This is a genomic window from Cohnella xylanilytica (assembly GCF_014212175.1).
Lineage (GTDB): Bacteria > Bacillota > Bacilli > Paenibacillales > Paenibacillaceae > Cohnella > Cohnella xylanilytica.
In genome coordinates this window covers 1-13,336 of sequence record NZ_JACJVR010000027.1, presented here as the reverse complement: position 1 = coordinate 13,336, position 13,336 = coordinate 1, and the positions used below count along the sequence as shown (strand labels likewise).

13 protein-coding genes and 1 other RNA gene are annotated in these 13,336 nt (G+C 60.6%); 9 read left to right on the top strand and 5 right to left on the bottom strand.

Annotation, left to right across the window (positions count from 1 at the left end):
- Positions 1-132: 132 nt before the first annotated feature.
- Complete coding sequence (locus H7B90_RS07870; RefSeq protein WP_185135307.1) at positions 133-1,293, bottom strand: MFS transporter; 1,161 nt, start codon at positions 1,291-1,293, stop codon at positions 133-135.
- A 7-nt stretch (positions 1,294-1,300) separates the two neighbouring features.
- Positions 1,301-2,641: a multi antimicrobial extrusion protein MatE gene (locus H7B90_RS07865; RefSeq protein WP_185135306.1), complete on the bottom strand. Its 1,341-nt coding sequence runs from the start codon at positions 2,639-2,641 to the stop codon at positions 1,301-1,303.
- A 129-nt stretch (positions 2,642-2,770) separates the two neighbouring features.
- Here H7B90_RS07865 and H7B90_RS07860 point away from each other — a divergent pair, with 129 nt between their 5' ends.
- The 3 genes from H7B90_RS07860 (at position 2,771) to pfkA (ending at position 5,235) form a co-directional block, all read left to right on the top strand.
- The gene (locus H7B90_RS07860) at positions 2,771-3,121 is read left to right on the top strand and encodes a hypothetical protein (protein WP_185135305.1); all 351 of its coding nucleotides are present in this window, start codon (positions 2,771-2,773) and stop codon (positions 3,119-3,121) included.
- Between the two features lie 82 nt (positions 3,122-3,203).
- Entirely contained in the window at positions 3,204-4,229 is a 1,026-nt protein-coding gene (locus H7B90_RS07855) for a tetraprenyl-beta-curcumene synthase family protein (protein ID WP_185135347.1), read from the top strand.
- 37 nt (positions 4,230-4,266) lie between these two features.
- Positions 4,267-5,235 (top strand): 6-phosphofructokinase, encoded by a 969-nt coding sequence (pfkA, locus tag H7B90_RS07850; protein ID WP_185135304.1) that lies wholly within the window; start codon positions 4,267-4,269, stop codon positions 5,233-5,235.
- Positions 5,236-5,370: 135 nt separating this feature from the next.
- Here the strand turns inward: pfkA and H7B90_RS07845 are convergent, their stop codons facing one another.
- Entirely contained in the window at positions 5,371-6,594 is a 1,224-nt protein-coding gene (locus tag H7B90_RS07845) for a putative glycoside hydrolase (protein WP_185135303.1), read from the bottom strand.
- Between the two features lie 129 nt (positions 6,595-6,723).
- Positions 6,724-7,563, bottom strand: coding sequence for a YitT family protein (locus H7B90_RS07840; RefSeq protein ID WP_311772699.1), 840 nt, complete (start codon positions 7,561-7,563; stop codon positions 6,724-6,726).
- 208 nt (positions 7,564-7,771) lie between these two features.
- On the opposite strand from H7B90_RS07840, the gene cshA reads away from it, so the two are divergent.
- The 4 genes from cshA to H7B90_RS07820 all read left to right on the top strand — a co-directional run bounded on the left by cshA (position 7,772) and on the right by H7B90_RS07820 (position 10,923).
- The gene (gene cshA / locus H7B90_RS07835) at positions 7,772-9,403 is read left to right on the top strand and encodes a degradosome RNA helicase CshA (protein ID WP_185135301.1); all 1,632 of its coding nucleotides are present in this window, start codon (positions 7,772-7,774) and stop codon (positions 9,401-9,403) included.
- A gap of 34 nt (positions 9,404-9,437) precedes the next feature.
- A complete protein-coding gene (locus tag H7B90_RS07830) occupies positions 9,438-10,208 on the top strand; it encodes a YesL family protein (RefSeq protein ID WP_185135300.1) in 771 nt (256 codons plus the stop codon).
- A 67-nt stretch (positions 10,209-10,275) separates the two neighbouring features.
- A non-coding RNA gene (ssrS, locus tag H7B90_RS07825) (6S RNA) lies at positions 10,276-10,458 on the top strand.
- Between the two features lie 81 nt (positions 10,459-10,539).
- Positions 10,540-10,923 (top strand): DUF1499 domain-containing protein, encoded by a 384-nt coding sequence (locus H7B90_RS07820; RefSeq protein WP_185135299.1) that lies wholly within the window; start codon positions 10,540-10,542, stop codon positions 10,921-10,923.
- Positions 10,924-11,003: 80 nt separating this feature from the next.
- Here H7B90_RS07820 and tpx read toward each other — a convergent pair whose 3' ends face one another.
- Positions 11,004-11,522: a thiol peroxidase gene (gene tpx, locus H7B90_RS07815; RefSeq protein ID WP_185135298.1), complete on the bottom strand. Its 519-nt coding sequence runs from the start codon at positions 11,520-11,522 to the stop codon at positions 11,004-11,006.
- A 116-nt stretch (positions 11,523-11,638) separates the two neighbouring features.
- Here tpx and H7B90_RS07810 point away from each other — a divergent pair, with 116 nt between their 5' ends.
- Together H7B90_RS07810 and gltC are read left to right on the top strand one after the other, a co-directional pair.
- Positions 11,639-12,238 carry a rhomboid family intramembrane serine protease gene (locus tag H7B90_RS07810; protein ID WP_185135297.1) on the top strand — a complete coding sequence of 200 codons (600 nt, stop codon included), beginning with the start codon at positions 11,639-11,641 and terminating at the stop codon, positions 12,236-12,238.
- A gap of 97 nt (positions 12,239-12,335) precedes the next feature.
- Positions 12,336-13,238, top strand: a complete 903-nt coding sequence (gltC, locus tag H7B90_RS07805; protein ID WP_185135296.1) for a glutamate biosynthesis transcriptional regulator GltC — start codon at positions 12,336-12,338, stop codon at positions 13,236-13,238.
- Positions 13,239-13,336: the final 98 nt, after the last annotated feature.

Sequence of the window (13,336 nt, the reverse complement as noted above, 5' to 3'; positions counted from 1 at the left end):
GCGCGGCCGCGGCGACGTAACAACGATAACAGTGACGAAAGCAGCATCAACGATAACAGCAACGAGATAGCAGCATCAACGATAGCAGCAACGACAGTCGCGGAACCAGCAGCGACAGCGATCGGCGGAGGCTTATCCGTTCGCCCGGCGGAAGTGGACGAACAGGAAGCCGACCGCCGCGGCCAGAGCGAACATCGAGCCCGACCGGAACACCGCGCTCAGGCCGAAGGCGTCGTACAGCCAGCCGCCGAGCGTGCCGGCGATCAATCCCGCGACGCCGGTCCACACCATGCCGAACAGCGCTTGTCCGGACGAGCGGAACTCGTCGGGAACGATAGACTGCAGATAGCGCAGCGCGGTGATGTAATAGATGCCGAACGTCACGCTGTGCATCATCTGCAGGAAGACGAAGGCGATCGGCTCATTCGCGATGCTGAGCAGGAAAAGCCGGACCATGTACATCAGGCTGGCGACGGCGAGCAGCGGAATCTCGCGGAAGCGGTGGCCGTACCGGGCCAGCAGGAAGAAGATCGGGATCTCGCTGACCGAAGAGGCGAGGGAAGCCGCGCCGATCATCGAGCTGCTGCCGCCGAGCTCGCGCATGGCGACCGCCAGGAACCCTTCGTTGATGCGGTGCGAGACCGAGACGAGGGCGACCAGCCCGAAGAAAACGAGAGTCTCCTTCCGGCGAAGAATGACCCACAGCCCGCCGACATCGAATTTGCTCAGGCTCGCCTGGAAGTTGCCGAGCACGAGCGAGAGGACGAGGGAGCAGCCAACTGTCGCAAGGCCGAGCCACATTGTCCAGTCGGAGCCTGTCGACTTGAGCAGGAAGCCGAAGGCCAGCGCACACGTCGCGTAGCCGAGCGATCCGAACATCCGGATCGATGGGAACGAACGGTTCGTCCGGCTCGCCGCCAGCAGCGTCAGGCTGTCCATCATCGAGTTGACCGGCGTCTGGAAGAAGTAGAAGACGCCCATCAGGACGGAGATGACGGCGAATTCCTTCTGAGGCAGCAGCAGGGCGAGAGCGATAATCTGCCCGAGGAAAATCAGGTTCAGCACGCGGCGAAGCGCTTTCGACCGGTCGGCGGCGTAGCCCGCGAGCAGGTTGGAGAAGATCGAGAGCATCGGCCCGATCGAATAAACCGCCCCGATCTGAAGCTTCGAGAAGCCGAGATCGTCGAAGTACAGCGGGAAAAAAGTAACGACAAGAACCATCGTCGCGTAGTTCATGAAGTGCAGGCTCCGAAGTACCGCGATCTGTCCGTTGTCGGTTCGCAAGAAGTTCATTTTGAAGTCATCCCCCTGGTGCAATGGTCGAGATTCGGTCCATTCGTCCGCTTCGCCGGCTTCGGCGGTACAGCGCGTAGAGCAACGCGAGCTCGGCCGCGATGCCTCCCGATTGGGCCAGCGCGCCGAGCGTTCCGGTCCAATCCGGCAGCGCCAGCGTCAGCGTCGCGATCAGCGCGATGGTCGTCAGCGCGTTGGCCGTCTGCGAGCCGAACATGAGCTTGGTCTGCCCGCTCGACAGAATGATGCCGTTCAGCGTATCCAGCCAAGGGAAGACGAGAACGAACGGCAGATATGCCCGCAGCGCGTGGATGCTGGAATCGAGCAGCCGATCTTCGATGCCGATCAGATGAACGAAGATCCACGGCCCGGCCGGCGTGAACGCCATACACGCGATCAACGCCCCCGGAATGAAGGCCATGATCCGGACGAAGCGAATCACCTGCATCGGGTCGGTACGGTAGAATTGCAGAGCGATCTGGTGGAAGTAATTGAAGAAGCCGAGCACCAGATTCATGAAGCTTCCCGCGACGGCGAAGGAAGCGATGGCCAGCGTGCCGCGGTCGGTATGGCCGAGAAGGGCGTTCAGAACCGGAGGCACCCAGAGGACGACGAACGACGAGAAAAGCAAGGGGCCGTAAAAGCGAAGCACCTGCTTGGGACGCTTGACCTCGCTCTCCGGATCGAGCTTCGGAAGCTCCTTGGCCAGCTTGCGGCCTTCGAGCCAACTGACGGCGGCTTCGATCATCATGCCGAAGACGAAGATGACGGCTCCTTGCCTGGAGCTGGTCACGCCGGCATGCAATATATATTGAGACAACGCGACCATTCCGCCGAGACGGAAGATCATGCCGATCGTCAGCCATTTGGTGCGCATTCGGTAGATGATAACGCCTTGATAGAGGCAGCGGATTCCGGAGAACAGGCTGAGGAACATCAGGACGCGGTAGACGTCCGTCGCGGCTTCGGCCGCCTCGGGATCGGCTCCGTAGGCGCCCGAGAAGATCCATCCCCCGACCGGCGAGTATGCGATCATCCCGCCGAACACGAGCGAGCCGCCGAATACGACGAACGCGACGCGGCGGATGGCCGAGAAGGACACCCGGTCCCGGACGAGAGCGGAGCACGTCTCGCGGAACAGCACGGCCGGCTTCTCCGTTACGGTAAGCAGGCTCATGGCGGTCGCGTACCCGGCCAGGATCAGCTCCGGCTCTTCCGCGCGGGCCAGCGTCCCGTTAATGACCACGTGCGATAGATTGATTAATAGAGCGGATAAGCCGAGCGGGATAAAAAAGAAAAACAGCCGCTTCAAGGCGACGGGTTCGGCGGAGGCGGACAACGGCTTCATCTCCTTCTGCGTACCCGTGTATTATAGCAGGTCTGGCCACGCTCGGGGGCTGTTTTCAACACTTTTTCACTGGATTTAGCTTTGTCGAAATGATAAATTAGAGAATGATGTATGGAACAGGGGCTGAATATGGGAGAATGGGTTAACGAGAGAAGCTGGGCGGACGGTCAATTCGCGTTGGACGGCCGGCTGGGCATCGCCGTTCCCCGCCTGACCTTGCCATGGGAGCGCCTGAGCCGCGAGAAGCAAGCCGCCGTTCTGGCGAAGTGGGAGACCATCCGGGGACGGATTCCCGACCGGATCGCCGTCTTCGAAGAGAGGATCCGGAAGAAGCAGATCGATCTCTTCGAAGAGGAAGACTTCGCGGAATCGTGCCGCTTGAATTCCGAGATCGCGGAGCTGGCCAGCCGAATCAACGACTTGAATATTTGGTATCGCACCGAACAAGATTTCGAAGAAGAGACTCGCAGGCACGGCTGAAGTCTCGCAAGCAACCGGAGGTACCGCATTGACCGACAACACTTTGCTCGCCGGCCGTTCGCCCCGCGGACCCGTCTCCCTGATGGTTCGGGTCTACAGGTATATTCTTCCGGAGGTTCGGGAGGAGCTGGGCGGCTGGCGGAAGATGGCGGAATCGATTCCCGATCCCGAGCTGAGGAAGCAGGCGCTGGACAGCATGACGGCCAAGGAGTTCCATTGCCAGGGCGGAGCCGTGTACGCCGCGGCGAACCTAGGCAGCCGGGACGTGCTCATTCCCCTGATCGTGGCGTTGCAGACGATCAGCGATTACTTGGACAACCTGTGCGACCGCAGCACCTCGCTGGACCCGGACGACTTCCGGCTTCTCCACCGGAGCATGCTGGACGCCGTCACTCCCGGAGCGCCGCTCGCCAATTATTACGAGCTTCGCGACGAACAGGACGACGGCGGTTATCTTCACGCGCTGGTGAAGCGTTGCCAGTCCTGCGCGGAGCGCCTTCCTTCCTATCCGCTCGTTCAAGAGGAAGTCCGGTATCTGGTCTCTCTGTACGGAGATTTGCAGGTGTATAAGCACATCGACAAGAACGAGCGCGAGGCGCGCCTGCTTGAATGGTGGTCGCGGCATTCGGTCCATTTTCCCGAGTTGAAGTGGAACGAATTCGCCGCCGCGACGGGTTCGACGCTGGGCATGTTCATGCTGTTCCTGGCGGCGAGCGACGAGACGCTGGATCCGTCCCGCGGCAGGACGATCCGGGAGTCGTACTTCCCTTCGATCAACGGGCTTCATATTTTGCTCGATTACTTGATCGACCAGGCGGAAGACGAGCTCGGGGGAGACTTGAACTTCTGCAGCTACTACGACAGCCAGGAGGAACTCGAAGACCGGATGCTCCGCATGGTTCGGGCCGCCCGCGAGTCGGCCGACCGGCTGCCGTTCGCCCGGTTCCACCGGATGATCGTGGAAGGCCTGGTCGCCCTGTATTTGTCCGATCCGAAGGTTCGCGGACAGCAGAGCGTGCGAAGGACGGCGAGACTGCTCATGAAGGGCAGTCCTTGGACGCGCGTGTTTTTCTGGTTAAACACCAATTGGATACGCAAGGCGATGTAACCGAGGAGCAACGAGACAGCTGAAAGGGGTAAGGTTCATGAGCGCAGTGAAGAAGATTGCCGTATTGACCAGCGGAGGCGATTCCCAAGGGATGAACGCGGCGGTTCGGGCCGTCGTGCGGAGCGCGCTGTTCCGCGGCTTGGAAGTTTACGGAGTGCAGCGCGGCTATCAAGGGCTGCTGAACGAAGACCTGCGGCAGATGGATCTTCGCAGTGTCGGCGACATCATCCAACGCGGCGGGACGATTCTGCAGACGGCGCGCTGCAAGGAATTCCTGACGCCCGAAGGCCAGCAGCGCGGAGCGGAAGTGCTCCGCAAGAACGGCATCGACGGCCTCGTCGTCATCGGCGGCGACGGTTCCTACCAGGGGGCGAACAAGCTTAGCAAGCTCGGCATCAAAACGATGGGTCTCCCGGGAACGATCGATAACGACATCCCGTTCACCGACTTCACGATCGGCTTCGACACGGCGGTCAGCATCGTCGTCGACGCGATCAACAAGCTTCGCGACACGATGACGTCGCACGAGCGTTCGTCCGTCGTCGAGGTCATGGGCCGCCACTGCGGAGACATCGCGCTCTACGCGGGCCTCGCCAGCGGAGCCGAGTCGATCCTCGTTCCGGAAGTGCCGTTCGACATCAAGGAGATCTCCAGCCGCATGAAGGAGAACTTCCAGAACGGCAAGCGCCACAGTATCGTCATCGTGGCGGAGGGAGCCGGCAAGGGCGAGGACATCTCCCGCGAGATTACCGAATACAGCGGCATCGAACCGCGCGTGACGGTTCTCGGCCATATCCAGCGCGGCGGCACCCCGACGCACAACGACCGCATCCTGGCAAGCCGGCTCGGCGACTTCGCGGTGCAGAAGCTGACGGAAGGCGATTCGGCGAAGGGCTGCGGCATCATCAAGGGCGAGCTCGTCACGACGGATATCGACAAGGTCGTCTCCACGAAGAAGGGCTTCGACATGGACTTATACAATCTGGCCATCCGGCTGGCGCAATAACGGACCGTCCCTCCATCCGGCTTCGCCGGATACGCGCGGTCGCGGTCGACGAGACCGCCATCGCGAACGAAAAAAGCTGCAAGAGAACGGTCCGATCGCGGACCCGTCTCTTGCAGCTTTTTCGTCACGCCGCCGTCATTGCGTATATTGGGCTCCGGCGCTGTACTTGTTGCCCGCGTTCCACAGCAGGAACTCCGTCACGCCCGATTCCTTGAGCGCCTTGATCTGGGCCGACACTTCGGCGGCCCCGTATTTCGCGTAGTGCCCCTTGCCCAGCCAGGTCGCCGTGAAGTCCTGGATCCAGGGGCGGATAACGGGCTGCTTGTCGCCCAGGGGATCCAGCTTCTCGTGCGTGTCCGCCATCGCTCCCTTTATCGTCGCGTACGGAGCCAGGTCGGGGTTCTTCTGGTCGAACCAGCCCGCGCTGTAGTGGCTCGGGTAGATCATCGGGCTGATGACGTCGACGCCTTCCGAGATCTTGACGAAGTCCTGCCCGATCCCTTCCGCGGCCGGAACCGATGCGGCGTAGCCGAAGATGTCGACGGACACCCGGACGCCGAGCGGAGCGAGCTCCTGTCGGGCGTACTTCACGAAGTCGGAGACGATGTCGACGCGGGACTCGTCCGACTTCGCGAACTGGAGGTAATCCGCCTTCTTCTCGAAGCCCTCCGGGAACCGGACGTAATCGAACTGGATCTCCTTGAATCCGAGCTTGGCGGCTTCCTTGGCGATCGCGACGTTGTACTCCCATACCTCCTTGCGGTAAGGGTTCACGAAGCTGTCGCCCTTGCCGTTCTTCCATACGCTGCCGTCGCCGGTCACGTACGACAGGTCGGGGCGCTTCTTCGCGAGCACCGTGTCCTTGAAGACGACGACGCGGGCGATCGGATAAATCCGATGCGCTTGCAAAGTATCCATCAGCTTGCCGACGTCCTTGATGAACGGCTGCGGCGTGCCGAGCTTGCGCAGCTCCTCGTTGTCGGTCTTGTATGTGATAAAGCCGTTGTCGTCCTTGATGTCGATGACCATGGCGTTCAGGTCGGTCTTGTCGACGAGGTCGAGCAGCGTCGCCATGCGCGCTCCGCCGGCGCTGTACGCGGTTACGTAAATGCCCTTCACCTCGGGAGCGTCGGGTTGAGGATCGGAGAAGCCTTCGTCGTCCGCGGAGGACTCCGCGCCGCCGGGCGCGGCCCCGGTTCCTTGCCGTCCCCCGTGGGCGGCTATGTAGAAGGAGCGCACGAGGTTCTCGAGCGGGGCCTTCCGCGCGTGCGCGGGGCCGGCGCCGTCCCCGGCTTCGGACCCGGTCGAATCGTGTCCGGAGGCATGAAGAAGAAGAAACAAGGCAAGCAGGACGTTCATCGAATTCTCTCCCCATAAGCTCTTTGACCCGATTATAAACGAGTTAGGCAGGGGGAGACAGGGGTATTTTGTAGGATTTTGCGGAATGAAGTCGGTGGAGAAGGGGGAGAGAGGAAGGGGAGGGAAGGCTTAACGATCGGGACGTTTGCGGAATTCTCCGATGACGTCGACGGTCTGGACGACGTTGACGAACGCCTTCGGATCGAGGTCGCGGACCATCCTGCGCAGCTCGGCCAGCTCGTAGCGGGTCGTCACGGTCATGAGCATGTCCCTCTCCGCGCTCGTGAAGGCGCCGCGCGTCTTCAGGATCGTCGCGCCGCGGGGAATCCGCAGCAGGCGGGCGGCCAGCTCCTCGGTCCGGTTCGTCACGATGAACGCGGTCACTTTGCGGTGCGGCGTGTGGACCGCGTCGATTACTTTTCCCGTTACGAAGATCGACAGCATAGAATAGAGGGCGGCATCCCAATCCCGATTGTAGAACAACAGGGCGATCACCACCGCCGCATTCAGAATAAAGATAAGAATGCCGACCGGGAGATCGCGGTGCCGGGAAATAATGGAAGCGACGATGTCGAATCCGCCCGAGGAGCCCCCGTACCGCAGGACGACGGCGGTGCCCGTTCCGACCAGGACGCCGCCGAAGACGGCGGCGAGAAGCGGTTCGTCCGTCATGTCGGCCGTCGGGATCACCTGCATGAAGAGGGAAGTGCAGCCGACGCAGACGATGCTGTAGACGACGAACCGTCTGCCGAGCGCATGCCACCCCCACATCAAAATGGGGACGTTCAGGACAAAATACAACCACCCGATGTTCCAGCCGGCGATATATCCGACGACCATCGCCACCCCCGAGACGCCGCCGCTGAGCAGGCCTTCGGGGATGAGAAGGAGCTGGAAGCCGGCGGCGATGACGGCGGAACATCCCGCTATGAGAAGGAAGAACAGTCCCTGGGTCACCCACTTGTTCACGGGAGCGCACCTCGATTCCGAAATATTCGCGGTTTTCGTGAGTAGGGTACCCTGGCGAAACTCCTCCATACGGGGAAGGGAAGGGTTGGCACAAGGGGCTTGTCGGAATGACTGGAGTTTCCAATGTCCTTTGTGCTATAATGGACTGTATATTTTTTTGGAAGCCGTTCACATTGAAGGCCCAATACAGAAGGAGTTTGAAAAAAATTTGAGTACATTCTCACAATTCGGCTTGGAGCCCGACGTTCTTCAAGCCATTACGGAGCTGGGGTATGAAGAACCGACCCCTATTCAATCTCACGCGATTCCCGTCGCTCTGAGCGGTAAAGATATGATCGGCCAGGCCCAGACGGGCACCGGCAAGACTGCGGCGTTCGGAATCCCGCTCGTCAGCAAGATCCAAGCCTCCGAAGACCGTATCGTCACCCTGATCATGACGCCGACCCGCGAGCTCGCGATCCAGGTAGCCGAAGAGATCGAGAAGCTGGGACGCTTCAAGGGTCTTCGCTCGCTGCCGATCTACGGGGGCCAGGACATCGGCCGCCAGATCCGCGGACTGCGCCGCAAGCCGCAGATCATCATCGGCACTCCCGGACGTTTGCTCGACCACATCAACCGCAAGACGATCCGCCTGGACGACGTCCAGACGGTCGTGCTGGACGAGGCGGACGAGATGCTGGACATGGGCTTCATGGACGACATCCAGTCGATTCTGAGCCTCGTGCCGGAGCAGCGCCAGACGCTTCTGTTCTCGGCGACGATGCCGCCGAACATCCAGAAGCTGGCCCAGCAGTTCCTGAAGGAACCGGAACATATCTCCATGATTCCGAAGACGCAGACGACCAACAAGAACATTCAGCAATTCTACATCGAAGTTCAAGAGCGGATGAAGTTCGACGGCCTATGCCGCCTGCTCGACATGGAGCCGCCGGAGCTGGCCATCATCTTCGGGCGCACGAAGCGCCGCGTGGCGGAGCTGTCCGAAGCGCTCATGAAGCGGGGCTACGCCGCGGACGGCCTGCACGGCGATCTGTCTCAGAACCAACGCGACGCGGTCATGCGCAAGTTCCGCGACGGCAGCATCGACGTGCTCGTCGCGACGGACGTGGCCGCGCGGGGGCTCGATATCTCCGGCGTCACGCACGTCATTAACTTCGACCTGCCGCAGGATCCCGAGAGCTACGTTCACCGGATCGGCCGGACCGGCCGCGCCGGCAAGGAAGGTACTTCCTGGACGTTCGTCACGCCGCGCGAGATCGACCACCTGCACTTCATCGAGAAGGTGACGCGCCACCGCATCTCCAAGAAGCCTCTGCCGACGATGGCCGAAGCGATGGAAGGCAAGCAGCGCGTCCTCGCCGAGCGTCTCATCGACGCGGTCGGCAGCGAGGAAGACACGTCGGCGTTCAAGTACGTGGCGGCCCAGCTGCTCGAGCAGTACGATTCGGTTCAATTGCTGTCCGCGGCGATGAAGCTGCTGACGGGCGACAAGAAGGACGTCAACGTCGAGCTGACGCCGGAAGACCCGATCCGCTCGAAGCGCCGCAAGTTCGACGGACGCGGGGGCGGCGGCGGACGCCGCGGCGGCTACAACGGCGGCGGCCAAGGGCGCGGCGGCTACGGCGGTCAAGGACGCAGCGGCTACGGCGGCGGCGGCCAAGGGCGCAGCAGCTACGGCGGCCAGGGGCGCAGCTATAGCGGCGGCCAAGGCGGCCAAGGCGGCGGCTATCGCGGAGACCGGCGCGACGACGGCGGGTACCGCGGCGGATCGCCGCGCGGAGACCGCCGGGATGATTCCCGCGGCACCCGCTCGCACAACGAAGATTTCGTCAACATTTAATCGTCGATAACGACATCACCTAGGAGGACTTCCCATGGAAATGCGGGGCATGATGGGCGGTTTCTACAAGATATCCGAATGGATTATGAGGTTGTCTGTGACCAACGTCCTCTGGGTGTTGTGTTCGCTGCCGGTCTGGTTCCTCGTGCTCGCCACGTTGCTGCCGGCGGCAGATACGAACCAGCTAACCTTTTCCATCATCCTGATCTCCATCGTGTCCCCGTTCACCCTGTTTCCGGCGACCTCGGCCATGTTCTCGGTCGCCCGGAAATGGGTCATGGGCGAAGTGGACGCGCCGCTGCTGAAGACGTTCTTCCGCAGCTACAAGCAGAATTACTTGCAAGCGATGGTCGGAGGTATTCTGTACGCGGTCTTGTTCGCCGTTCTGATCATCGATTACCAGGTATATCTGAAGAACCTCAAAGGCTTCGGAGTGCTGGCGATTCTGTTCCTGGCCCTCATGGTTCTTCTGTTTATCTCGATGTTCCAGTTCTTCTCGATGCTGTCGCACTTCCATATGAAGACGCTTCAGTTGCTCAAGAACGCGGTCATCCTTACGATCGGCCGGCCGCTTCGCTCTTTGTCGACGGCGATCGTGAGCGCTTTCGTGCTTTACATCAGCGTGTTCCAGTTCCAATTCCTGATACCGTTCTTCATGGGCAGCATCATCGCCGTCGTCGCCTTCTTCAACTTCTATCACACGATTCAGAAGATGCAGGCCAAGGCCCAGGCGGCCGGCGCGGACCCGGACGAAGACCTTCCGATCGAAGAATCGCCGACGAAGGACGAGCCCGGCAAGCCTTGAGGAGGCGAACCGGATATTGGTTCGTCTTGCGGGTTTACTTTTGCCCGCGACATGCTTATAATGGTCTTACCTCCTGCGATGTTCGTCACGGCGAATAATGTTTTGAACCAATGCTGTTTCAAAGGGAGTCCTACATTGCCAAGCGGCTGGCACGCCCTCGAAAGGGGAAGTCAATAAGCTTCGCTGCGGACACCCACCTGCGAGAGCGGGTTCAGAAACGTGCACGTCGAACGGCATAGGCGGGTTTTTCTTTGTATATTGGCTTTTATCCCCGGGACAAGCGTGGTATGATAGTTGATAGCGCATTTGGCACCCGGAGGGAGAGAGTGTATTGCTTAAGCGAATGCTCATCGGATTATTTCGCAGCCAGGAACACACGGGCGACAAGGCGAAGGATCCGAAGTTGAAATCCCATTATTACCGCTTGTCGAAAGACCGGGCGTGGGAAGAAGTCGGATCGATCCTGAAGAAGATGCAAGGTTATCGCGTGCTGCACGAAGTTCCGACGATCGGCGAGATCGTGATGGAGAAGAGGACGATGGCGGGCCGGACGATGGACATCACCGTTCAGATCGTCGGTACGGGTCCCGGATCCTCCGCGGTCGACATCTATTCCGCTTCCCGCGGTTCGCTGGGGGACTTAGGCGCCAATTATCGAGTCATTCAGGAGATCTACGCCGTACTCGATAAGAAGCTCGCCGCTTATAAGCAATAATATCCGTCCAACATAAGAAAGCGAGGAAGGCGGCGCGCCTTGCCTCGCTTTTGTTGCGCCTGGGGCGCCATATAGCCTGATTAGACCAGAGCTTTGACGGCGTTGATGGCCGCTTCGTAATCCGGATGCTCGGTCATCTCGTTCAGGACTTGGACGTACGCGATCTTGTCGTTCGCGTCGAGCACGAAGATGGATCGCATGTCGAGCTGAAACTCTTTGATGAGTACGCCGTATGCTTTACCGAAGGCATTCTCTTTGTAGTCGGACAGCAGGACGACGCGGTCGACGCCGGCGGCTCCGCACCAGCGGGCTTGGGCGAACGGCAGGTCGGCGCTGACGGTCAGGATAACGACGTTATCGCCGAGCTTGGAAGCTTCTTCGTTGAAGCGGCGAGTCTGAGCGTCGCACACGCCGGTGTCGATGGAAGGCACGACGCTGATCAGCTTCACCTTGCCGGCATAGTCCTTCAGGGAAGCCGTCTCGAGCAGGTTCTTCTGCAGCTGGAAGTCCGGAGCTTGGTCGCCGACCTTCAGTTCGGGTCCGATCAACGTCAGGGGATTGCCTTTAAAAGTAGCTACGTTAGCGCGTTCTTGGCTCATAACTTGGATTACCTCCTTCAGGGAATGGGCTTGCCGAACTTATTATAATCCGTAGCGTTCGCCATTGTCCAATATACGGCAACGGCGCGGCTACCGACCTCAGGGAGGAACGAGCCTTGATCTTCGTCCGGTACGAGAGCTGGCGGCAGTACGTCCGGCTCTATCCGATCAACACCATCCTAATCGCATTATGCGTGCTCATGTTCGCGGTCGAGCTTGGAACCGGCGGCTTCTCCGGGGACAATCTGTACCGTCTGGGAGCGTTCGTCGGCGACCCGTCCTACAACGAATGGTGGCGCTACTTCGCCGCGCTGTTCCTTCACGGAAGCTGGCCGCATCTGATTTTCAACTTGTTCGGGCTGTTCGTCTTCGCTCCCCCGCTCGAGAGAATATTCGGACACTGGCGCTACGCCCTCTTCTACCTCGTCTCCGGCGTTCTGGGCAACCTGGCGTCCGCCTGGCTGGCGGGAGGCTATTGGTACGGCGTAGGGGCATCCAGCGCGATTTACGGCATCTACGGAGCTTACCTGTACATCTGCCTGTTCCAGAGGCATCGGCTGGATCCGGGCTCGCGAACGACCGTCTACGGCATTCTGGCGTCGGGGCTGATCTACTCCTTCGTCGTGCCGAACATCGGCTACATGGCGCATATAGGCGGTCTGGTTGCGGGATTTGTCCTGTACCGGCTTCTCGGCTCCAGATGGGCGAGTTCCTGAACGGCGATAGGGAGTTACGGTGAAGCTAAGGGAATAACGCGAACATTAGAATTTGCGGGAAAATGAAGGGCAGTCGACGAGGAAGGAGTCTGGCGAGGTGGAACTTCGACAATTGCAATATTTCGTTCACGTGGCGAGGATGCAGCATGTGACCAAGGCGGCCGAGGAGCTGCACGTCGCGCAGTCCGCCGTCAGCCGGCAGATTCACCGGCTGGAGGAGGAGCTCGGCGTCCGGCTGTTCATGCAGCGCGGACGGAACGTGCAACTGACGCCGGTCGGGCAGCTGTTCCTGAAGCGGGCGGAAGGCATTCTGGAGGATCTGGATCGGGCGGTGAACGAGATTCACGAATTCCTCGATCCGGAGGTCGGGGAGATTCGCCTCGGCTTCCCGCACAGCTTGGGGATCCACCTCATTCCGCAGGTCATCGCCGAATTCCGCGCGAAGCATCCGAACGTCAAGTTCCGCTTCCGGCAGGGGATGTTCCCCTCGTTGATCCGGGACGTGCTCGAAGCCGAAGTCGATCTCGCCTTCATCTCGCCGATGCCCGACAAGACCGACCAGGTATGCGGGGAAGTCGTCCTGACGGAGAACCTGTTCGCGATCCTTCCGGCGAATCACCCGCTCGCGAAGGAGCCGGAGATCGATCTGGCCCAGCTCAAGGACGATACGTTCGTCCTGTTCCGCAGCGGCTATTCGCTCCGCCCGATCGTCTGGGAGGCTTGCCGGGCGGCCGGCTTCATCCCGAAGATCGGGTTCGAGGGCGAGGAGACGGACACGATCCGCGGCCTCGTCGCCGCGGGGATGGGCGTGAGCCTGCTTCCCGAGATGGCGCTTAGCCATACCAGCACGTTCATGCCCGCCATTGTCAGGCTGAAGGAGCCCGGCGTCAACCGGACGATCGCGCTGATCCGGCGGGCCGGCGAGAAGCCTTCGACTGTCGTGAGGCTGTTCCACGACTTTTTGATCCATTATTTCAACGAGCATTACCGTCCTCGGTAAGGCGACAGGCTATTCTAGCCCGGCCGGAGAGGACGGCGACTGAGCGCAAGGATACCGCCGGCAATTGAGCCGGCGGTTTTTTTTGACATTATAGAATT